This is a genomic window from Nonomuraea basaltis, assembly GCF_005893125.1.
Classification (GTDB): domain Bacteria; phylum Actinomycetota; class Actinomycetes; order Streptosporangiales; family Streptosporangiaceae; genus Nonomuraea; species Nonomuraea basaltis.
Genome location: NZ_VCJS01000209.1, coordinates 1 through 22,340, shown reverse-complemented (window position 1 = coordinate 22,340; position 22,340 = coordinate 1). Strand labels below are relative to the sequence as shown.

Sequence of the window (22,340 nt, the reverse complement as noted above, 5' to 3'; positions counted from 1 at the left end):
GCAGTTCACCCCATGAGTCGAGCGCACCACCTTGTCGTGCGCCCACCGGTCCCGGTAGAAACGGTCCCACGCGCTGGGATCTATCTGGTGCAGCGTGCGGCCGTCGGCCGACACCTCCGACTTGGTGAAAAACGCACGGGCGGCCAGCAGCGGACCCATGCCAGGGATCGCATCGATATCAGTCACAGGATCTTCCTCGCCACAGCGGTCACAGCGGACATGGCTCCAGACTCGTGCCCGCCGCCCTTTTTTCGGCAGGGACCAAAGTCCCTCGTTACGGGACCAATAGGCCCACCATCAGTCGGCAGCCAGCCACGGTCGGGACTCGACATGTGAGGCGACCTCCATCAGGTTGCCTCACAGCTTGCCGGTGATCACGCAGTCGGTGAAGCTGAGCATTGCCGAGCGCATCGCATCACGTCAGCCGGCGAACCCCGATGCTCCTACCTCGTCGAGAGCCATCTCGCTGCGGATCAGGGTGCCGGTCTGGTCGGTGCAGTTGAACGTGGCCGAGCCGAGCGTCTTGACCGCTTCCAGGTGGTGGACCAGCGGGCTGGACGGCCGGGCGGCCTCCCGGGCGAGCTCCGTAATCGCGGCCGGCCTCGTGTGCCGACCGGTGGCCACTGCAGCGGCTTCGGCTTGGTCTTCCGCCACGACCGTGCCCGCGTAGGCACGGTTCCTGGTCTCGGGCCTGGTGAGCATTGAGTCGTTGAGCGAGCGCGTGTACCTCCGTCAGTTCCAGGTTTGCAGAGGCGCGATCGCGCCTGCAGCGGCAGCATGTCCCTCACCATGAGGTCGCCACGCTGATCAGGCGGCGTCGGCCGTCCCGGCGGACCACCGCATTGGCGGAGATCAGCTTGCCCCGGCTGCTGCGCGGCTTGGTGACGCAGTACTCCTAGGCGATGGCGATCACCCCGTTCAGCAGTACGACGATGACGATGGCACAGTCGGTTGCGCCATACCGGCGGGCAGCGCTGCTGCAGGAGCGCCCCACAGCAGCAGGGCGACGACGTGCGCCATCTGGTGCAACAGCAGCACCAGGGGAGGGGCACGGCGAGCAGTTGGCAGCGCGTTCGGCCCACAGGCGGTCGGCCAGCCTGGACCTGATTAAGATCATGGTGGATGTGCCTGCCACCCTCGCCTTCCCTGCCGCTCAGCGGGTAGGGACTTTAGGCCCCAAGGCGAGGGCCGTTCGGCACTGCCTGTCGCTCCCGCCCGCCGGTCAGCTTCGATGCGTGACGAATACCGTGTCTGAGGGATGCGACGTCTTGCTGCGCTGCGGGGGCATCGCCCACGTGCGCCCGCTGTGCACCACAGATCGGGAGGCCTTGCACGAGCTAGTGGACCGATCGTCGGAGCGTTCGGCGTACCTGCGCTTCTTCACGGGGGACCGCAGGGCCGCCCACGCCTACATGGACCGCATCACCAGCGACCAATACCCCGGGCACGCACTGGTGGCACACCTGAAGGACCGGCTGGTCGCGGTCGCAGAGTACGTCCCCCTCGAGAGCGGCCGCGCCGACCTGGCCATCCTCATCGACGACGCCGTCCACGGACACGGCCTCGGCACCTTGTTGCTGGAGCATCTCGCGCTGAACGCGGCTGAGCACGGCATCCGCGAGCTGGTGGCCGATGTCCTGGGTGAGAACCGGCCCATGCTCCGGATGCTGCGTGATCTCGGCCTGGACGTCACCCATAGCATCGACGGTGAAACCCTGCACGTCAGCATGACCGCCGAGCCCACCTCCAGACTGCGCGAGGCCATCGCCGCCCGCGATCACGTAGCCGGGCGGGCGTCACTGACGCGGGTGCTGGCGCCCCGCTCCGTGGCGGTAATCGGCGCGAGCCGGGACGAGCGCGCCGTTGGGCACAAGGTGCTGCGTAACCTCATCGACGGTGGCTTCCGCGGGCCGATCCACCCGGTCAACCCCAACGCCACCGAGGTGGCCGGGCTGGCCTGCCAGGCCAAGGTCCCTGACGGCGTGGACCTGGCGGTGGTGGCGGTGCCTGCCCGGCACGTGCTGGAGGTGGCCCGCGACTGCGCGAGCGCCGGCGTGGCCGGGCTGGTCGTGCTGACGTCCGGGTTCGCCGAGCCCGGACAGCGTGACACCGAGTCGCAACTGCTGAGGATCTGCCGCACGGCCGGAATACGGCTCATCGGCCCGAACTGCCTGGGCGTGGTGAACACGGGGGTGCGGCTGAATGCCGGCTTCCTGCCGCATCGCCCCGTCCGGGGGCGCGTGGCGCTGATGTCGCAGCCCGGCACCGTGGGTGCGGCACTGCTGGAGCGGCTGGAGATGTCGTCGTTCGTCTCGGTCGGCGACAAGGCCGACGTCAGCGGCAACGATCTCCTCGAATACTGGGAGGACGACCCCGGCACCGACGTGATCGGGCTGTGCCTGGAGTCGTTCGGCAACCCGCGCAAGTTCGCCCGCATCGCCCGCCGCGTCGGCGCGCGCAAGCCGATCCTGCTCGTCAAGAGCGGCCGCAGCCGCGCCGGCGAGCGGGCGGTGCGCTCGCACGTCGCCGCCACGGCCACCCCGGATGTGGCGGTGGACGCGCTCACCCGGGCCGCCGGCGTGATCCGGGTCGACAACGTGCACGAGCTGATCGACACCGCCAAGCTGCTGGCTGCCCAGCCGTTGCCGGCCGGGCGCCGGGTCGCGATCGTCGGCGATTCTGGCGAGCATCTCGCGATGGCCGCCAACGCTTGTGAGTGCCACGGCCTCATCGTCCCGGAGCTGCTGGAGGCCGGCGCTGCCGCGTTGGGCAACCCGGTGGACCTTACCGCGGGCGTGGGCGCGACCGAGATCGGCTCCGCGGTCAAGGCTCTCGTCGCCTCACCTGATGTGGACGTGGTCCTCGTCGTCTGCACCTCGCCGTTCGGCGATGGCCTGGACGCCACCCGTCAGGCCATCGCCGAGGGGGCCAAGGGAGCGGACAAGACCGTGCTGGCCTGCGTTGCCGGCCATGACGGCCTCGACGGGCACGTGCCCGGCTACGCCTTCCCTGAACAGGCCGTCAAAGCCCTCTCTCACATGGTGCGCTACGCGGAATGGCGTCGGCGCCCCATCGCGCCTGCCATTGCGCCCGTACCGTTGGACAGAGGCACGGCCCGAGAGATCGTTCGAGCGGAGCTGGAGGCACACCCGGAGGGCTGCTGGCTCTCCCCAGCAGTCGCCGCCCGGCTGCTGCGCTGCTACGGCGTCCCCTTGGCGGAGACGGTCGAGGTGAGCGGCCCCGAGCCCGCCGCCGCGGCGGCCGCCAGTGTCGGGTTGCCCGCCGTGCTCAAGGCCGTCGGTCCCGTGCACAAGGGCGACATCGGTGGTGTCCGGCTTGGGCTCCGCACTTCCGACGAAGTACGCCAGGCATATCACGAAATGTCAACCCGAATCGGACAGGAGCTGACTGGCGCCGTCGTCCAGCGCATGCTGCCCGCCGGTGTCGAGATCACCGTGGGCGGCGTCAATTACCCGGCGTTCGGACCGCTGATCATGGTCAGCATGGGCGGGGTGACGGCCGACCTGCCGACCAGCCACGCCTTTCAGGTCCCGCCGGTCACCGACGCCACCGACATGATCGGCGAGTTACGCTGCGCCCCGCTGCTGCGCGGCTACCGCGGCTCGCCACCCGTTGACCTCAACGCCCTGGCCGACCAGCTCGCACGGATCGGCAGGCTGCTTGACGACCTGCCCCAGGTCGCCGAGCTCGAGTTCAACCCGGTCCTCGTCACTCCGGACGGCGCGACCACGGTGGACGCGCGGATCAGGGTCGTCGCCTGCGAGCCGCCGCCCTCGCCGCTGCTGCGTCGGTTGCGCTGACCAACGACTGTCCAATTCGGGACTTCCGTCCCTAAACACCGAGCCATGTGCCAGATGCGATGAAAGCCACCAGAAAAGGATCTCGTCGCACGAAGCCAGGAAGAGCTGACCGCCATGGGAAATCATGACCGGCAAGGTCATCTCCGTCACCGCTGGCCCGCACCGACGACCAACCGCGCGAACAGTACCCCTTTCGCCCAGCCAGGAGATCGCCATGAGAGCCACCGTCGCCACCGTGATGACCACTGACGTGGTCGCCGTCAACGAGAAGGCCTCCTTCCACACCGTGACCGCCCTGCTCACCACCCGAGGCGTCAGCGGCGTACCCGTGCTCGACGACGACAACCACGTCCTGGGCGTGGTGTCCGAGGCCGACCTGCTGGCCAAGCAGGAGTTCAAGCAGCGTTACCACGGCGACTACTACCGGCCGTCGCTGGGAGCCCGTATCCGCCACACGGCAGGCAGCGAAGGGAGCGGCTTCAGCAAGGCACTCGGCGAGACCGTCCGCGAGCTGATGACCAGCCCTGCCCACACCACCACCCCCGGCACCTCTGTGGTGCTGGCTGCCCGGCTGATGGACACGTACGGCATCAAGCGCCTGCCCGTGGTCGATGCCGACGGCAGGCTCGTCGGCATCGTCAGCCGCCGCGACCTGATCAAGGTCTTCCTCCGCGAGGACGCCGACATCGAGCGCCAGGTACAGGAGACCATCCCCAGCGATGTCCCGGGCGTGGAGATCACGGTGTCCGAGGGCGTGGTCACCCTGTCCGGAACGCTCAACGAGCACAGCCAGGCCATCACCGCCGTCCGCCTGGCCGAGAGCATCGATGGCGTCGTAGCCGTGCACGACCAGCTCGGCTGGAAGCGCGATGACATCGTGAAGCTACCCGTGTGGGGTGGTGCCTGACATGGAGCCGGCCACCCTGGACCGGCTGGATCCGCTGATCGGCACGTTGCGCGAACATGGGACTTCCGGGGCACGCGCCCTGGCAGATACCTCCGCCGATTCGCCGAGGTCGTGAGGTCGTAGGTGCCGTCCACCGAGGTCGCGTGGTGTGTCATGAGTCCCAGCTCGGCCACGGCGGGACCATTGGGATGTGGCGACGCAGCTGCGTCGCCGGTTCCGGCCACGGCGGTTTGCCAGCGGTGGTGCATGTTCCAGCTGTGCGATCCCACGGCGGGCCATTACAGCGGGACGTGCCAGCGCAGCCGCGTCCCGCCCTTCTCCGGGACATCCAGTTCCGCGGCGCCGCCCAAGCGGGCGGCCCGTTCTTCGAAGTTGCGCAGGCCGCTGCGGCGTCCCTTCTCGCCCAGCCCCACGCCGTTGTCGGTGACCACGAGGGCCAGACGGTCATCGGCGACCTCGACGGCGACCTCTGCTCGGGTGGCGCGGGAGTGGCGCACCACGTTGGACAGGGCTTCTCGCAGGACGGCCAGCAGGTGCTCGGCGACGGTCTCGGGTACCAGGGTGTCGATTTGCCCTTCCATGCGCAGGCCCGGCATGAACCCCAGGTGCGCGCCCGCTCCCTCCACCAGGTCGACGATCTGCGTACGCAGGCTCGGCGCGGTGTCTTCGCGGGGAGTCTGCAGGGCGAAGATGGACGAGCGGATCTGCCGGATGGTCTCGTCCAACTCGTCGATCGAATGCTGCAACCGCTTGGCCGCCTCCGGCCGCTCGACCAACCGGACGGTGCTCATCAGCGTCATCGCGGTGGCGAACAGCCTCTGGATGACCACGTCGTGGAGGTCCTTGGCGATGCGATCGCGGTCTTCGAGCAGGCCTAGCCGCTCGGCGTCGCGGCGGGCTTCGGCCAGCTCCAGCGCGACCGCGGCCTGGTCCGCGAACGACTCGAGCATCTGCTGATCGGCCCCGCTGAACGGCAGCCGCCCGCTCCGCTTGGCCAGCGCGAGCACTCCTCGCACCCGCGGCGCCTTACCCAGCGGCACCATGAGCCCGGGCCCGTACCCGAGCCGCCGCAGCGGCGAGTCAGGGTAGGCAGCGCTCGGCCGATCCCACTCGGACCTCGGCTCGCCGTGAATGAGCGCCTCACTGGCCAGCGTGGCCGAGACCTCGAATCTCGTCGCCAGCAGTTCGTCCGCTCCCTCACCCTCTGCCACGTCCACGGTCAGTGCCTGCCCCGATGGGTCGGGCAGCAATACTTGAACCAGGTCGGCGTCGCACATCTGGCGGGCACGCGCCGCCATCGTGGTGAGCACCTCGTGGGAGCCGGCGCCGGACAGCAGACTCGTAGTGATCTCCGAGGAGGCCTGCAGCCAGGTCTCGCGCCGCCGGGACTCCTCATACAACCGGGCGTTCTCCACTGCGACACCGGCAGCGGTCGCCAATGCGACGACGACGGCCTCGTCCTCCTCGTCGAACTCTCCGCCGCCGCGTTTCTCGGTCAGGTACAGGTTGCCGAACACCTCCTCCCGCACCCGGACCGGCACCCCGAGGAAGGTGCCCATCGGCGGATGGCCCGGCGGGAAGCCGTACGACTCCGGATGGTCGGAGATCCGGCCCAGCCGCAGCGGCCGCGCCTCCTTCATCAGCAAACCGAGCAGGCCGAGCCCATGCGGCCAGTGCTCGATCTTCGCGATCTCCTCATCGCTCAGCCCCACCGGGATGAACTGTACGAGCGTATTGTCCTGGCCGACCACGCCCAACGCCCCATAACCGGCATCCACCAGCGTGGTCGCGGTCTCCACGATCCGCCGCAGCACCGTCTCCAGGTCCAGATCACTGCCCACCGATACGACCGCATCGAGCAGGGCATGCACCCGATCCCGCGTGGCCAGCACGGCATTCAACCTCGTCTGCAGCTCGGCCAGCAGCTCATCGAGCCGCATCTGAGGCAACAGGGGACGATGCTCGCTCTCCGACATACCGGACAGTTTTGCACCCGGACAGCACGACCCCCACGCCGGGGCGATGGGGCTTCCCCGCACCCCTCACAACAAACCGCCGCGTGCTCAGTGAGCACTCAATGGCTGTGACACCCTCCCAATAGGCCCTTAGCTGCCGCGCCACGGACATCTCCGTCTACTTCTGCGAGCCCGCCAGTCCCTGGCAGCGCGGCTCGAACGAGAACACGAACGGCTTGCTCCGCCAGTACTTCCCGAAGGGCACCGACCTGTCCTCCTACACCGCCGACCAGCTCGACGCCGTCGCCGCCGAACTCAACAACCGCCCCCGCAAGATCCTCGGCTGGCAGACCCCCACCGAGCTCTTCGCTAAGCTCGTCGCAACAGTCGATTGACCCCGTGTTGCGAAGATCGCTGGAATCCGCCCCCGTCCTGCGGGCCCCGCCGGGCGGATCCCTCGTTCGCCCGGCCTGGCGGCATGGACAACGGTCACCGAGGGTGCGCGGCGGGTGACGGCTGCTCCGGCCCGCCCTGGTGATGCATGAACCGCGCTTCTGGGAAGCGGCTCGACGGCCCCTCGAGCAGTGACGGTGACTGTCCCATGAGATGCTTGTCGAAGAACGCGAGTGAGTAGGCGTTGATGATGTCGTGTGCTCGCTGAGCGTCGATCGTCCCGTTCAGGCCAAGCTGCGGTGTGACCGGTGACCAGACCGGGACGTCGGTGAAGTCGACGTGGAACAACCCGGGCACCTCCACGTAATAGCCAGTGCTCGGCAGGCGCTGGTACACGTCGGTCATGGTCTCGATGGTCTCGGAGATCTCCTTCTCCGGCCAGCCGCCGCTGCGCTCCCGTTCGAGACGAAAGGTCTCGGTATCGCGGGTCATGTACATGACTGGCTGCTGCAAGCCCGCCCTGACGACGTGGGCCGTCATTTGAACGTCCATGATGAAGCACGCCTTGAGGCGCTGGTCGTTCGCGCACGCCTCGGCACCGGTCGCGCCGCCCCACGAGATCCCGAAGACGCCGGCGCGCTCGAGGTCGAGGCGGCCGGTCAGGATGCCGTCGGGGTCGGCTTCGTTCAGCCCCGCGAGCCGGTCGAGCGCGAAGCTGACGTCCTGTGCGAAGTACGGGATGATCCCGTCGGGAAGCGCCTCCCCCTGGAGTGTCGGCGCGTCGGGCCGCGGCGTCCAGCTCTGGCTGATCAGCGGATAGATCTTGTCCCTGGGCCACCCTGGGATCTCCCGCCCGTCGGGGAAGCGTGTCATGGCGGCGGCGCCCGGCTGGTCGAGCCCGACGACCACGTAGCCGTGCGAGACCAGCTCCTGGATCTGGAAGGTGCTCGCGGCGCGGAACCCGCTGAGCCCGGTGAGGGAGATGAGCACCGGGTAGCGGGGGCGGTCGGCCGCCATCCGAGCGGACGTGACGGCGTTGGTGGTCACGTACCTGAGCTGGCTGAAGACGGGCTCCGGGAAGCCGGCCAGGCGCGCCATCGCCGACGTCACCGCCTCGGCGTCTTGGATGTAGGGGGTGCGCGGCGCCGACGGCTGAGGCTCGGCGGGATACCAGACCTGCGCCATGAGTTCCCGGTGATCATCGGGGGCGTCGGTGAACAGCTCCGGACGGCCTGCGTCCACCCAGTGGTAGGTCGTAGTGCCGATCGCATACGGTCCGGTCGGCTCGGGGAAACGGAATACGGGCATCACCGTTGCCAGGAGGATGGAGGCGAGGGCCGCCAGCGCACCCAGTCCGGCGGCTGAGCTGGCGACCAGTCGGTTGACGTGCACGGCACTCGGCCGGACGATGCCGGTCAGCCAGGTCAGGAAGAGGATCGCGGTCAGCGCGTAGGCAGGGGCCAGCTGCCAGCGCGGGCCTTCGACGAGGACCTGCGCTGCCGCCAAGAGCAGCGCGACGGGCACCACGAAGCCTGGCCAGCGCAGCGCGCGCAGCCGGGGGATCGCCACGATCGTGAGCCCCAGCAGGTTGATGGCCGACAACAGGATCTCCAGGGGTCTCATCAGGTGCTCCTCAGGTTGTGGCTGGTGCCGACGGCCGTTCGGGCGAAGACCGGGTCGAGCCGGACCAGGTCGTCGGCGTCGGCGAGCTGCGGCTCGGGCAGCTTGGGCATGCGGGTCTCCTGTTTGTATGGGGGCGGGGGTGCTCAGCGCTCGGGCGTCCTTGCCCACCGGGTAGCGGGTCCGCAGGGGTGGGTGCGGTGAGGGCGTGCTGGATGGCGCTCGCCGAGCCGGTGATGCACACCACGCAACATCGTGGTTCCGACGCGGAAATCAGAACAGGTCACTGTAATGACGCAGCGCCGCGTAGACCGCGGCCCCGAACGCGATCAGCCACGGCCCGACATCTCCGGGACTGCTCCCGAACAGGGCCCGCAGCACCCGGAACCAGCAGTGCGTAGGACAAGCTCTCGGCTATCGCGGTCGTCGTCATTAGGGCTACGGTGCGACGCATCGGCTGGGCGTACTCGTGCGCCGCAGCTCTCACCGAAGACGGCGGTCCGCGCCGGGTCGATGCCCCACTGCGCGGCGTGCTGTACCACGCCGCAGCACGTCCCAGTCGTCGTCGGCGGCCACCGACAGTGGACTGTCCGGGGAGGAGGCGGTGCTCGACCGAGACGGTGACCGCGGGCAGCTGGGCGGCGAGGTGGCTGTTCGCCCAGTCGCTTTGCACCGCCGTGCCCACGAACCCTCCTCCGTGTATGTGGAGCACGAGTGGCAGGTCGGCCCGCCCTGCTGCCGGGGCCGGGCGAGGGGTGGTACACCCGGACCGGGAGTTGTACCGGGAGTTCGCGGCCGGGCAGCGCCACCTGCTGCCAGTGAATTGCGGCGACGGGATCCGGGATCCCGGTGATCGCCTGCGCCTCAGGGGATGCCCGCCTGCGGTTTTCCGCGTCGCGGTAGGCCACCAGCTCCTCGGCCGTCATCTCCGACCAGTCCGGCTCCCCTCCCAGGGCCTGCCTCCGCAACCGGATGCCCGCCGATGGCTGCTGTGCACCGGTGACCTCGCTCACATCTTCTCCGTAAGGTTGTTGGCGGTCCGTGAGGGGCCGTGTGTGGCTTATGACTGCTTGCCTTCAGTGGCTTCCAAGGAGTGGCCGTCCAGCTCTCCGGGCCACCCTGGCTACTGATTGAGATCCGCGATCTTGTCGCTGTTCACGGAGCTGACGGCGGGGCGTTCCTCGGGCCTGGCGCGAGCACGCACGGCGCGAGAAGCCAGGGATGGGGACCGCCAGCAGCAGCCAGACGAGAATCCCCAGGACACCTGTGACGACGAGGTAGATCACGATCGCGTTGCGGTCGGCCGCCACCAGGCCCGGACCCCAGTGGGGGTACGCATCGCGGACGTGGCCGGACAGCGTGTCGACGGTGGCGATGTCGAGCAGGTGGCGCGAGCGTGGCGAAGATCGTCAGCGCCAGCCCCAAATACATCGCGGTGGGGCGCTTGGTGTGTGTCGACGGTGGACGGTTGGTGATTGTGGTCATGACCGCTTCCTTCCGAAACCTACGTCGTAGGTTTCCACTTGCACGATAAATTCTACGGTGTAGGTTTGGCAAGGGGAGGGAATAGACGTGGCCAGACGCACACAGGGCACGTCGGCGGGGCTCGACCGCGAGCGCATCGCGGCCGCCGCCGTCGTACTCGTCGACCGTGACGGTCTTGAGCGCTTCGGGGTACGGCGGCTCGCGGAGGATCTCGGGGTCGACCCGATGTCGATCTACCACCACATCAAGGGCAAGGCGGCGCTGCTGGATGCGATATCCGAGGCCGTGCTCGCCGAGGTGGCGGCCGGTGCGGACGACGCACCCCACGGCTGGGAAGAGATCGCGCGCTGGACGGCGCACAGCTACCGGGAGATGGCCTACCGGCATCCCCGGGTGTTCCCCCTGCTGGCCACGCGCGCCCAGACCTCGCCGGTGGCCCTCGCCGCTCTGGAACGACTGGTCACCGCGATGCGTGAGGCCGGTTTGCCCGACCAGGTGGTCGCGGACGCGCCGCTGGTGCTGTTCGGCCTTCTCAACGGATATCTGCTGGCGGTCCTCAGCGGCGGACCCGACAGGGTCGGCGACATGCCCGCGATCGACGCCACGGCGTACCCCACGATGGCCACCCTCGCACCCCTGCAGGCCGGCTTCGGGTCTGTGGCGGAGTTCGACCGGATGCTCGACGCCGTGCTCGGCGGGATCCGGAACCGGGCCGCCCGGCAGGGGACCCGCTGAGCGCGCAGACCACGGCGAACGCCCGCCGAGCTCTTTACTAAGCTCGTCGCAACAGTCGAATGACCGCGTGTTGCGATGATTGCTGGAATCCGCCGGTTGGGTCTTGGCCCCGTTCATTTCAGCGTTCTTCGAAAGCGCCGGTTCGTGTAGAGATTGGATCTGGCCCCACTTGTCGATCGTGGACGCCTTGATCACGCACGAAGGACGGGGTTGGAATGGATTCAGACAGGCCTGAATCTGTTCCGTCTCCACGACTGGTGGCGAAGCCTTGCCGCATGCCCTTCGACCGGACGCACACCGAGGATCTGCTGGCCTTCCTCTCCGCGAGTCCGTCCCCGTACCACGCGGTGGAGGAGGTACGGACGAGGCTCGACGCGGCGGGCTTCCGCCAACTGCCGGAGCGGGCGGCGTGGGCCGCCTCTCCGGGCGGCCGCTACATCGTCCGCGGCGGTGCGGTGATCGCGTGGATGATGCCGGAGAAGGCGCCGCCGTACACGTCGTTCCGGATCGTCGCAGCCCACACCGACTCACCGAGTCTGCGGCTCAAGCCGAGGCCGGACCTCGGCCGCGCCGGACCACCATGGGCGACCGGCCCCTCCACTGGCTACGCGCCGGGCAGGCCCTGCAGCGGGTGCTGCTGGTCGCCACCAAGCACGGCCTGTCGGCGTCGTTCCTGAACCAGCCGCTCGATCTGCGCGACATGCGCCGCCGCAGGGACCCGTATCACCGGCGCGGCCATCCCCAGATGATCATCAGGCTTGGATACGGGCCGCACGTGGCACGCAGCCCGCGCCGACCCGCCACCGAACTCACCCATGATTGACCTTCGACCCTGAACTGCGGGCCGCCCGGTCGACCACGCGTATCGAGGCCAGCGGCCTGTGCCACACCGAGATCCACGCCGCCCATGGTGACTGGCCGGTCAAGCCGTTCCGGTCCTAAACGCCGGGACATGAGGGTGCCGGGATCCTGGGTGGCCTCGTCGGCACCGTACCCGCCCGCCTCGTCTTTCGAGATGTGACTACCTCCGGAAGGACCACACCATGTGCAACTACTGCGGTTGCAGGGAATTTCCGCTGATCGGCCACCTGTCCCAAGAGCACTGGGACATCCACGAGTGCGCGTGGGCGCTGCGGCGCACCATCGGTGACGGCAGGTACAGCGACGCCACCGCCCTCCTCGACAAGCTGCTCGCCCGGCTGGTCCCGCACACCGCCGCCGAGGAGAGCGGACTGTTCACCGAACTGCGCGCCGAAGGGACGCTGGCTGATGAGGTGGAGCGGCTCTGCGCCGAGCACACCGACATCCACGGCGTGCTCGGGGCGATCGACCGGGACGCGCCCGACTGGCCCGCCGTGCTGAACGCCCTGGACCGGCTGCACCAGCACATCGACCACGAAGAGCACGGGCTGTTCCCCGCCGCCGTCATCATGCTGCCGCTCGCCACCTGGGACCGCATCACGCCGCGGCAATCCCCAGCGGGCGATTGAGCGAGCAGGCGCCGAACGACCCAGAAATGGGGGACCAAAGTCCTGCCGTGAAGGTGACCTATGGCGGTGACGCCGAATCCGGCTTCGGATCTACCGTTTCGGTCATGTCCGATGAGCGCCACCCCATCCGCTGCCTGACCGGCACGCGGCCCGTGGCGTCCATGACGGGCCGGTACCCCAACGGGTGGCGAGTCGTACTTGTGAAGGCCCATGCCCCGACTCGCCGCCCGTCTGGCCCGCAGTCGTGGGTCCTCGGCTTCGCGACGCCCATGACCGGCTTCCACGTCCGGCGCGTCTTCGACGAGCGCTGTCCCGCGGCCTGATCCGCTCATAGCGGCCCAGCGGGCACTCGTCACCGACGATACGGATGGACATCACCTTCATGCTCGAAGACCTCTACGCTGCCATACGCCGCGACCCCGCCCTGTACGGCCACCGCAAGCTGGAAGTCATCCTCTACCCCGGGGTCTGGGCGGTGTGGATCCATCGCCTGGCTCACAGGCTGCACCGCCGCCGCGTGCCGTTCCTTCCCCGCCTGATCTCGCAGCTCGCCCGCGCCCTCACCGGGATCGAGATCCACCCAGGCGCCCGCATCGGGCGGCGGATCTTCATCGACCACGGAGCGGGCGTCGTCATCGGCGAGACCGCCGTCATCGGCGACGACGTCACCCTCTACCACCACGTCACATTGGGCGGACGCGGCTTCCAGGCCGACGTCAAGGGAGTACCCCGCCACCCGGTGCTCGGCGACCGGGTCACCGTCGGCGTCGGCGCGTCGATTCTCGGCCGTGTCCACGTCGGCGCCGGCGCCTCGGTCGGCGCTCACGCGCTCGTGCTGGCCGACGTGCCCGCGGGCGCCCGCGTCCCCGCCCCCGTCACTCCACCCGTGATCAGGAGAGAACCCGTGCCCTCCATCCACCCCGACGTGTTGTCCCTCATCGGCTCCACCCCGCTCGTGAGCCTGTCACGCTTCGGCGCGGCACTGCCCGCCCGGCTGGCCGCCAAGCTGGAGTCCGCCAACCCGGGCGGCAGCGTCAAGGACCGCATCGCCCGCGCCATGATCGAGGCCGCCGAGGACGCGCACCTGTTGCGCCCAGGCGCCCACATCGTCGAGCCCACCAGCGGCAACACCGGCATCGGCCTGGCCATGGTGGCGGCCGCCAAGGGGTACCGGCTGACGCTCACCATGCCGGAGAGCATGAGCCTGGAGCGGCGGGCGCTGCTGTCCGCCTACGGCGCCGAGCTGGTGCTCACCCCCGCTGCGCTCGGGATGAAGGGTGCGATCGCGGAGGCGGAGCGGCTGGCCGCCGAGCACGGCTGGTTCATGCCCCAGCAGTTCGCCAACCCCGCTAACCCCGACATCCACCTCCGTACCACCGCCCAGGAGATCTGGGAGGACAGCGCCGGCGAGATCGACCTGCTCGTCTGCGGCGTGGGCACCGGCGGCACCATCACCGGCGTGGGCCGCTTCCTGCGTGAGAAGAAGCCGCAAGTACGCGTGATCGCCGTCGAGCCCGCCGAATCTGCGGTGCTCTCGGGCGGCCCCGCCGGACCGCACGGCATCCAGGGCATCGGCGCCGGCTTCGTCCCCGACGTCCTGGACACCGGGATCTACGACGAAGTGGTCCAAGTGGACGTGGAGCAGGCCCGGGACGCGGCGCGGCGACTGTCCCGCACCGAGGGCATCCTCGCGGGCGTCTCCGGCGGCGCGGCCCTGCACGCCGCCTCCGCCCTCGCCGCCCGATCAGGCAACGCGGGCCGGCTCATCGTGGTCGTCCTCCCCGACACCGGCGAACGCTACCTCAGCACCCCCCTCTTCACCCCGTAGGAACCACATGAGGAGATCGTTTCCATGACCACCCAGACGAAGACCGGCGCTCAGGACACCGTGCTGGCGAGAATCCGCGCCCACCACGACCACCTCGGCCGCACAATGTCCGACCACGCCGTGACCATCGCCCGCTCGATCGACCGGCTGACGTCCCCGGCGGCCCGGCAAGCGGTGCTGGCGGCGTTCTGCGCCGACGAGGTGCTGCCACACGCCGCGGCCGAGGAGGAGACCCTGTACGCCGCCGCGGCCGACTTCCTCGCCACCGAGCTACTAGTACGCGCGATGCGGGACGAACACGACAGCCTGCGGGTCTTGGCCGCCGACCTGGCCACGGCGACCACCCCAGGCGAGATCGTGAGCGCGTCGTCCGCGCTCAACGCCCTGTTCCAGGCGCACCTGGAGAAGGAGAACGACGTCCTGCTGCCCGCCCTCGCCGCCCACGGCATCGATCTGGCATCCCTGCTCGGCGACACCCACGAGATCCTCGGAGAACCGGCCGGCGCCTCCTTGCGCGGGTGCGGCAGCACGGGCCACGCAGACGGGAAGGAGAATCCCGTGGCCGAACTCGACGTCCGCCGCCTGATCCCGGCCCAGCGCCACGAGCAGATCTTCGCCGCATACCGGGAGTTGGCGGCGGGGACGGCGTTCGTACTGGTCAACGACCACGATCCCAAGCCCCTCTACTACCAGTTCGCCGCCGAGCACCCCGGCGAGTTCACCTGGGACTACCTCGAGGCGGGGCCGGCGGTCTGGAAGGTCCGCATCGGCCGTCCCTGATCATCGATACGCCGCGTGGCCTGCCCTGTACGAGCACCGGGCAGGCCACTTTCATGCGCGCGGTCAGTTGTCTTGCAGAGCGCTCACCTTGAACAGGCCGTGTGCGCCTGCCTCAGCCTGGCGCATCGTGTGGTCCACCACCGGGTACGTGCCCGGCTCCGGGAAGACGAGTTCGGCGAAGCCCCCCTGCGCCGGGGCCAGGTCGAGCACCTGCGCCCCGCCAGGGTCCTGGGCACGGAGCTGGTAGGCGCCTTCCTTGTAGACGGTGTCGAACGGCGCCCCCACCACGTGCAGCGCCGTGCCCGAACTCGGACCGGCGGCCACGGCCCAGATCCTGACCCGCTCTCCGGTCTTGGCCTGCAGTGGGGCGTGGTCGTAGCCGGCGGCGGTGCCGTTGAACATCCAGCCGTCCGGGTCGCCCTGCCGGATCTTGGCGACCTGTGCGTCGGTGCCGGGCTCGCCGAGGTGCAGGTCGCCCGGCACGAGGAGGTACTCGCGGTCTGCCTTCGGCAGGTCCGGCGGGTCGATGATGACCGCGCCGTACATGCCGTTGGCGATGTGCTGGGTCATCGGCATGGTCGAGCAGTGATACAGCCACGCTCCGGCGAACTCCGCGCGGAAGCGGTACGTCAGCCGCTCGCCCGGCTGGATCGTCCGCATCGGGCCGTCCGGCGCCGTCGCCCCGGCGTGGAAGTCGATGCCGTGGCCCATCGTGCCGCCGTTGACGAACGTCACGATGAACACGTCGCCGACCTTGCCGCGCAGCACCGGCCCGGGCATGGTCCCGTTGAACGTCCACACGCGTTGCCGCACTCCGGGCGCGACCTCCTGGACGAGAGTGTCATCAGCGCGGATCTCGATGTGGTGTTCCGTGCCGCCTGGGGCGGGCTTCAGGGTCGCATCGTACGGCTTCCAGCCCGGCGACATGGGTGCGGCCAGGTCCAGCTGGGTGGGCTCGCCCGCCCGGGCGGTCGTGCCGTGACCGGTGTGGCCGGTGCTCGACTGCGGCTGGGCCGCCGTCGCGCCGGTCGGGACGATGCGCATGGTCATGCCCGCCGCGCGATGCCCGGCCACCGTGCACCAGCCGTCCACAGCCTCGCCCAGCGGCTGCAGCTTCAGTGTGGCGCTCTGGCCGGAGGACAGCGTCGGGGTACGCTCGCCGGTCGCCAGGCGCAGGTCGTGCCGCTGGGCGTCGGCGTTGGTGACGCGCAACGTCAGCACCGTGCCCACGGGCGCCTCGATCACGGCAGGACGGATGCTCATCCCGGACAGCGTCACCTCGACCGTGCGGGAACCGGTCGCGGTCACCGTCGTCGCCGGTCCAGAGGCGCCGGTCGTGGCGACGACGACCGCAGCGGCCGTCAGCAGGCAGCCGACGACCACCCCGGCCACGGCGGGCAGCGACTGCCGCCGCCCCGTCCTGCTGCCGGCTACCGGACCCCTATCACCCTCCGCCGCGTTTGTCTCGCTGCCGACCGCCGTGTCCGACGGCCGGCCGTTGGCCAGGCGCGCCCGGACCAGGGCAGTGATGGCCAGGACCACGAAGGCCACGGCCGAGCCCAGCACCAGCACCCAGCCCAGCAACGTCACCGGCCGCGGCACCGGCAGGGCCAGTAGCGGCACCCCCAGGTTGAGCGCCGCCAGCCGCACCGGCCAGCCACGCTCCAGCAGCGCCGCGTTCTCCTTGAACCGGGCCGGGCCGCCACCCAGCACCGCGGGCAGCAGGTGCAGCAGCGAGCCCAGCAGCACCTGGGCGACGAACCCGACCAGCACCAGCGGCAGCAGCGAATCCAGCGCGGCGGCGACCGCGTGGGCCGGCCGCGAGGCCACGATCACCAGGTCGGCAGCCAGCGCTACCTCGAACCAGACGATCGCCGCCCCGAGCATCCACGCTGCGCCGGTGTGCGGGCGCTTCCGGCGCAGCGCGTCGGCCAGCGGCGCGAGCACCACCAGACCCCCGGCCGCGTACGCCGCCAGCCCGGCCAGAGCCACCCACCGCCAGCCCACCAGCAGCCCGGCGACGGCCACCATTAGACCCGGCGCGGCCAGCCACAACCCCACACGCGACGCCCGCCGAGTCCCATCCGACATACGGGTCCGCAGGACCGTCGGCCACAGCGTGAACAGCGTGCCGAGCACGGTCAGGCCGACCCAGCCGAACACGTTCACCTCAGCGTGCGCGGCATGCAACCGCTCATGCACCACCCCGTGCCAAAGATGCGCGGCCAGCAGCCCGCCCAGGACACCGCCGACCGCGAGCGCTCCGGCAGCGCACACGTACCAGCCAATGACGTGGCCGAACCGGCCGGGCAGCGCGCGCCGCACCAGCCGGACGAGCACGGCGGCATGCCACAACACCACGCCCACCACCAGCGCCGCGCCGGCGGCGGCCAGCTGCCACGGTCCCACCGACACCCCGGCCAGCACCGCCACCGTCGCCGCGTTGAGCAGGCCGATCCTGGTCAGGCTGCCGCGCTGCGGCGGGGTGCGGACGCGCAGCAGCGCCACGGTGAAGTGCTCGCTCCAGATGAGGATCGCGGTGGAGACGGCGCCCAGCAGGAACACGTGGATCAGCAGCCAGCGCGGCGCCGGCAGCATGTCGCCCGCCAGCACCACGACGACGGTCATGGCGAGCCAGCCGACGACGATCGTGTTCGCCCGCAAGTGCCACGAGGCGCGGGGACGCGTGGGTGGTGGCGGTGCGTCGAGCGGCGCTCTGCCCTTTTCTATGCGGATATCGACCGGTCCCAACCCGGGTACCTCCTTATCGTGACCGGAGCGCGTCAACGCGATCGTGCATCCGGCGAACATCAGCACAGCGAGCGCCGCCAGGACACCACCCAGCGTGCGCACCGCCTCGGCGGCGGCCAGATCCCCGGCCACCCGTACCGCCACGGCGCCGTGCAGCACCGCCAGCGGCAGATAGAGGACGGGCCGGTACGGCAGCCGCACCCGCAGCACCGCGGGCAGGATCACCGGGGCGTGCCCGAAGACCATAGACATAACGAAGCCGAGAAAAAGCCCATGAAGCGCGGCGTCGTAGGCGTACCGGCCGGACGCCAGGCCGGTGACCGCCCACAGCACACCGGCCACTGCCAGCCAGCCGTACCCGGCCAGCAGGCACGCGGCCGCGTAGCGGGGCAGGCCCGACCCGCGCACGGTCCGCCGTGCCACGTCATGGAAGGCCAGCCACCCGGCCACCGCCACCATCCCGGCCCCGGCCGTACGCGCGCCCGCGACCGGGGCGAGGAGCGACACCACAGCCCCCGCGCCGACCACGACGGCAGCGACCATCAGCCCGACCCAGGTCGCCGGCCGCAGGAACACGACATGCGCCAGTTCCAGCCGCTCCGCGGCGATCGTCAGCACCAAGAAGACGGCGAACCAGACGACCAGCTCCGGCACCGGCCGGCCGGCCAGCCACAGCAGCCCAGCCGCCGGCCAGGCCACCGCCCCGCCGAGCTGCAGGAACGTCTCACGGGACAGCCGCCGGCCGAGCAGCGCCAGGTAGATCCCCACCAGCCAGCCTCCGGCGGCGGTCAGCGCCACGCGCCCCGTCTGCTCGGCGCCGGCGGCAAGAGCCACGGCGCCCACCGCGGCCAGCGCCGGCGCCGCGTAGCCCCAGGGGCGGCGCAGGGCGACCGCGCGTTCGAGCGCGATCAGCGTGCCGAGGAAGCCAAGCGCCATCAGCGGCCCATGCTGTTCGGTGAACGACACCGGCGCAGGCATTCCGACGACGAGCAGCGCGAGTCCGCCGACGATCCCGGCGACCAGCGCAACGGCGGCCCCGGCCAGCAGCGGCAGCCGCCGCCAGGCCACAGGCCGTCCTGATCGCTCCAGCCGCCGCGGTGACTCCGACCGCGCCGAGGTCTCCGGTCGCGGTGCGCGCGGCCGCGCCCTGGGGATTCGCGGTGTCACCATGGCCTGTCACACCGCCGCTGCGTGGCCGGGAGCGTCCCGGGAGAACGGTCATCGGCCTGGGCGCACCGACCTGCCCGGCCCATCACCGGGCGCCGGCGTACTCGGTCGCGCGGCGGGCGGCCACGGGCCAGGACTGGCCGCACGGGCTCAGCCACGCCGGCCCCCCGGGTGCGCGCGTCGAGGACGTCGATCACGAGGCGGCGGGGCACCCGCGGGAGCGGCGGGCCGTACCTGAATCTGATCAGCATCTGCACGTGCCCGAACAGCCCCTCCCGATCATCGCGGGGCAGCGGGAGGACGCGCGGGTCGTACTCGGTCGTCCGGATCGCCAGCCGCAGGTTGAACAGCGCGGCACCGCAGCTGATGCCGAGCCCGCGCCCCAGAGAGTCGGTGACCGTGTGCAATCGGTTGAGGCCGGCATACAGCTCCAGGGTCACGTCGTTAGCACGCCGAAAGCGCCACAGCTGGGTGTTGTGCACCGAGGGCACCGCGACGGCGGCGCCGGCCAGCCGGCGAATGCCGGCCCGCGTGGCGAAGGGCTTCTCCCCCTGGGCAGGCCGGTCGGCGGCGGACGGTGCGGCAATAGGAACCCCTGCCTCGGGGATCGCGCCGGGTTCGGTCATCGGGGCATTCCCGGAATGGAGGCAACAGCGGACATGGCCCCACGATGCCGCGCCTCGCCGTGTCTGAGGCAGGGACCAAAGTCCCTTGGTGCAGGTCCGAGAGACTGTTTCCGGGCATGTGTCCGCTTCGGGTGTCTGCAGCTCAGCGGTGCGGCCGGGCGATTCGCGCCTCGGCGATCGCAGGCCCGTTACGACACTCCGTATGCCTCGGGCCGGCGCCGGCGTCCGGACGGCGTCGAGCGTCGGCGATCTCGACGAGGACATGGGCCCGGCCGGCGTGAGAGCGGCGTACCACGGTGGACAGGACGGGCTTGACGCTCGTCGCCGTGTCGTACCGGAAGTGACGACGCCTCTCAATCAACCAGATCGGACAGCGGGCGGCGGACCGCGCCCTTGGCGTTGAACGTGATGCCGAGCCGCATGATCATCTGCGGGTACGCGCCTGAGCAGAGCTCCTCGCGCACGAACTCCCGCAGATGGTGCATCTCCAGCGCCTGGGTGTGGAAGGCGGCGCTCACTCCGTGGGCGCTGGCGTGCAGCAGGGTTCGCTGCAGGGCCTGTCCGGTGGCGATCCAGTCCTCGCGACCGTCGCCAGTGGTGGTGAGCAGCGCCACGACCCCGGTGGAGGTCGCCTCGCCGCGGTCGGCCGGCGTGCCCCAGTCGTGCCGCCAGGCGTAGTCGCGTTGCGCGAACTGCGGATCGGTCTGGGCGGGCTCGGCGGGGTAGGCGTCGGCGGGCACGCTGTCCTTGCGGGCGCTGCCCGGCGGGCGGGCCCAGCGGATGACCTCGAGGCTGAGGACCCGGTCCTGGGACTGCACGTTCTGGGCGGCCTCGGTCAGCGTGGCGACGACCCGCACGGTTTCTGGCGCGCGCACGGGTGTCAGCCTGGCTCCTTCGGCGGCCGCTTGCTGGACCAGCGCTTCGACCAGCCGGTCCGGGACGGGCAGATCGGTGAAGGCGCCTCGATGGGTGCGGTGGCGCTCGATTTCGGCGGCCAGCGCCTTGGTGTGCTTGTCAGGGGTGGCGCGCTCGCCCAGCCGTACGGTGGCCAGCAACGCCGGCCGATCCGGGTCCGGCCGCACCCGCACGACGGGCTCGTATCCCTGCAAGCGCAGCGCCGTACGGAGGTTGAACAGTGCGGCTCCGCAACTGATCAGCAGCTGCCTCCCGCCGGGGTCGCTGAAGCACAGTTTCCTGTCCGCGTCCGCGCGCAAGCTGATCTCGTCGCCGGAGACGGCGAACGACCAGGGCTGGCTATTGTGCACGGACGGCGCCCAGGCTGCGGCCTCCAGGGCCGCCTGAATGGCGAACGCGCTCTCCTCTGCTGTAGGGGTGTTCATGGCATCCACCTCCAACGGTACGAATCCAGCGCACCACTGCCCATTAGCCGAGGTCAGGGCCGAAGGTGCTACGTACGGCGGACCAACGGGCACATCAGCGGGCCGCGCTGGCGGCGACCGCCAGCAGCGTCGGGCACGGTCACCCGCCACCGCAGAGTCGAGCAGTTCTGCCACGACGGGGGCCATTGGCATCTGCCCTGGAGTTGGCCGGCCCTGTCATCCCGCTCGCCCGGTGCGGAAGCGTCAGCAGCGGGAGGCTGGAGCGCTCAGATGACCTTCGGCTCCCTCCTAGGGACCTTAGTCACATGCGAATGGGCTTCCCTGGCAGCAAGGGTGGCTCCTGTCAGCACGATCGCGCGTAAAGCCGGGGCCCGCGCCGCCGAGCGTCCGCGGCTTCCACTACGACAAAGGACGAGAGAAGAGCCGCATGAGGCAGAGCCCACAGAGGAAGATCACGAGTACGGGCTGCGCGGTCATCACGCTGGCGGCACTCTTGGCGTGCGCCCCCTCCACAGACGACGGCCCCGCCCCGATTTCAGCACCACGGGGGACGGTGTGGGTGGCCATCGAGGCCGGCGACGCCCTGGTGGCGATCGACGCAGCCACGAACAGCGTGGTGACCACCGTGAGCGGCATCAGCAGACCGCACAACGTGCAGGTCTCCCCGAACGGCGACCGCGTGTACGCCGTGAGCGGCGCCGGCATGGTGGCCGAACTCGACCCGGTCACCTACCGGCTCAAGGCGTCCGGGCCGACCGGCCGCGCCCCAGCCCACGTGGTCGTGACTCCCAGCGGCGCCAAGACCTACGTCACCAACTACGGCGACGGCACGGTGTCGGCGTACCGGACGAGTGACCTGTCCTCCGCGAAGGTCATCCGCGTCGGCGGCGGCCCGCACGGCGCCCGGCCGACCCCTGACGGCAACGCCCTCGTCGTGGCCAACGTGAAGGCCGAAACGGTCGACGTCGTCGACACCCGAACCGACGCCAAGACCGCCAGCGTGCCAGTAGGTGGCCCACCGGTGCAGGTGGCGATCTCATGTAACGGCCGCTACGCCTACGCCACCGTCTCCCGGCCGCCCGGCGTGGTGAAGATCGACCTACGGGCGGGCAAGGTCACCGCGCGGGCCTCCGTTTCCGCCGCGCCCGCCCAGCTCTACCTCACACCCGACGGGCGCACGCTGCTGTCGGCCGACCAGGGCACCGAAGAGAAGCCTGGCACGGCGGTCTCCCTCATCGACACCGACAGCATGGCGGTGACCGGCCGCATCGCCACCGGCTCCGGCCCGCACGGCCTGGTCGTCGATCCCACCGGTCGCCTGGCCTGGGTGACGAACGTCTACGACGGCACGGTGTCCGTCCTCGATCTGCGCGCCCGGCAGGCCGTCGCCACCGTCGAAGTGGGCGACCAGCCGAACGGGATCAGCTTCGCCACCCACCCGC

General features: G+C 70.2%; 18 protein-coding genes and 1 pseudogene. 11 read left to right on the top strand and 8 right to left on the bottom strand.

Features of this window, described 5'->3' with window-relative positions; all coding sequences use genetic code 11:
- The 3 genes from EJK15_RS54000 to EJK15_RS78075 all read right to left on the bottom strand — a co-directional run.
- A partial coding sequence (locus EJK15_RS54000; protein WP_138718245.1) for a hypothetical protein occupies positions 1–186 on the bottom strand: 186 nt, incomplete at its 3' end.
- A gap of 234 nt (positions 187–420) precedes the next feature.
- Entirely contained in the window at positions 421–702 is a 282-nt protein-coding gene (locus EJK15_RS53995; RefSeq protein WP_138718244.1) for a P-type ATPase actuator domain-containing protein, read from the bottom strand.
- 216 nt (positions 703–918) lie between these two features.
- Positions 919–1,038, bottom strand: a complete 120-nt coding sequence (locus EJK15_RS78075) for a hypothetical protein (protein ID WP_420847161.1) — start codon at positions 1,036–1,038, stop codon at positions 919–921.
- Positions 1,039–1,235: 197 nt separating this feature from the next.
- On the opposite strand from EJK15_RS78075, the gene EJK15_RS53985 reads away from it, so the two are divergent.
- Positions 1,236–3,821, top strand: coding sequence for a bifunctional acetate--CoA ligase family protein/GNAT family N-acetyltransferase (locus EJK15_RS53985; RefSeq protein WP_276615533.1), 2,586 nt, complete (start codon positions 1,236–1,238; stop codon positions 3,819–3,821).
- Positions 3,822–4,035: 214 nt separating this feature from the next.
- Positions 4,036–4,728 (top strand): CBS domain-containing protein, encoded by a 693-nt coding sequence (locus EJK15_RS53980; RefSeq protein WP_138718243.1) that lies wholly within the window; start codon positions 4,036–4,038, stop codon positions 4,726–4,728.
- 278 nt (positions 4,729–5,006) lie between these two features.
- Here the strand turns inward: EJK15_RS53980 and EJK15_RS53975 are convergent, their stop codons facing one another.
- Entirely contained in the window at positions 5,007–6,704 is a 1,698-nt protein-coding gene (locus EJK15_RS53975; RefSeq protein ID WP_138718242.1) for a sensor histidine kinase, read from the bottom strand.
- A 140-nt stretch (positions 6,705–6,844) separates the two neighbouring features.
- Here EJK15_RS53975 and EJK15_RS53970 point away from each other — a divergent pair.
- A pseudogene (locus tag EJK15_RS53970) lies at positions 6,845–7,078 on the top strand (IS30 family transposase); the annotation flags it as partial.
- 94 nt (positions 7,079–7,172) lie between these two features.
- On the opposite strand, the gene EJK15_RS53965 reads toward EJK15_RS53970, so the two are convergent.
- Entirely contained in the window at positions 7,173–8,699 is a 1,527-nt protein-coding gene (locus EJK15_RS53965) for an alpha/beta hydrolase family protein (protein ID WP_138718241.1), read from the bottom strand.
- A gap of 1,569 nt (positions 8,700–10,268) precedes the next feature.
- Here EJK15_RS53965 and EJK15_RS53955 point away from each other — a divergent pair.
- The 7 genes from EJK15_RS53955 (at position 10,269) to EJK15_RS53925 (ending at position 15,014) form a co-directional block, all read left to right on the top strand.
- Complete coding sequence (locus EJK15_RS53955; RefSeq protein WP_138718240.1) at positions 10,269–10,916, top strand: TetR/AcrR family transcriptional regulator; 648 nt, start codon at positions 10,269–10,271, stop codon at positions 10,914–10,916.
- Positions 10,917–11,131: 215 nt separating this feature from the next.
- Positions 11,132–11,593, top strand: coding sequence for a zinc-binding metallopeptidase family protein (locus EJK15_RS78070; protein ID WP_420847160.1), 462 nt, complete (start codon positions 11,132–11,134; stop codon positions 11,591–11,593).
- Positions 11,497–11,739, top strand: coding sequence for a hypothetical protein (locus EJK15_RS53945; RefSeq protein WP_240777800.1), 243 nt, complete (start codon positions 11,497–11,499; stop codon positions 11,737–11,739). The genes EJK15_RS78070 and EJK15_RS53945 overlap by 97 nt, the downstream gene beginning before the upstream one ends.
- Positions 11,740–11,959: 220 nt before the next feature.
- The gene (locus EJK15_RS53940) at positions 11,960–12,406 is read left to right on the top strand and encodes a hemerythrin domain-containing protein (RefSeq protein ID WP_138718238.1); all 447 of its coding nucleotides are present in this window, start codon (positions 11,960–11,962) and stop codon (positions 12,404–12,406) included.
- 104 nt (positions 12,407–12,510) lie between these two features.
- Positions 12,511–12,729, top strand: coding sequence for a hypothetical protein (locus tag EJK15_RS53935; RefSeq protein WP_138718237.1), 219 nt, complete (start codon positions 12,511–12,513; stop codon positions 12,727–12,729).
- Positions 12,730–12,773: 44 nt separating this feature from the next.
- Positions 12,774–14,234, top strand: a complete 1,461-nt coding sequence (gene cysK, locus EJK15_RS78490) for a cysteine synthase A (RefSeq protein ID WP_138718236.1) — start codon at positions 12,774–12,776, stop codon at positions 14,232–14,234.
- 24 nt (positions 14,235–14,258) lie between these two features.
- Complete coding sequence (locus EJK15_RS53925) at positions 14,259–15,014, top strand: DUF2249 domain-containing protein (RefSeq protein WP_138718235.1); 756 nt, start codon at positions 14,259–14,261, stop codon at positions 15,012–15,014.
- Positions 15,015–15,077: 63 nt separating this feature from the next.
- Here the strand turns inward: EJK15_RS53925 and EJK15_RS53920 are convergent, their stop codons facing one another.
- The 3 genes from EJK15_RS53920 to EJK15_RS53910 all read right to left on the bottom strand — a co-directional run bounded on the left by EJK15_RS53920 (position 15,078) and on the right by EJK15_RS53910 (position 20,898).
- The gene (locus EJK15_RS53920) at positions 15,078–18,833 is read right to left on the bottom strand and encodes a multicopper oxidase domain-containing protein (protein ID WP_240777799.1); all 3,756 of its coding nucleotides are present in this window, start codon (positions 18,831–18,833) and stop codon (positions 15,078–15,080) included.
- A 95-nt stretch (positions 18,834–18,928) separates the two neighbouring features.
- Positions 18,929–19,558, bottom strand: coding sequence for a nitroreductase family protein (locus tag EJK15_RS53915; RefSeq protein ID WP_138718234.1), 630 nt, complete (start codon positions 19,556–19,558; stop codon positions 18,929–18,931).
- Positions 19,559–19,911: 353 nt separating this feature from the next.
- Positions 19,912–20,898 carry an Acg family FMN-binding oxidoreductase gene (locus EJK15_RS53910; protein ID WP_138718233.1) on the bottom strand — a complete coding sequence of 329 codons (987 nt, stop codon included), beginning with the start codon at positions 20,896–20,898 and terminating at the stop codon, positions 19,912–19,914.
- Positions 20,899–21,457: 559 nt separating this feature from the next.
- Here EJK15_RS53910 and EJK15_RS53905 point away from each other — a divergent pair.
- On the top strand, positions 21,458–22,340 hold an 883-nt coding region (locus tag EJK15_RS53905; RefSeq protein ID WP_206061679.1), incomplete at its 3' end, for a YncE family protein.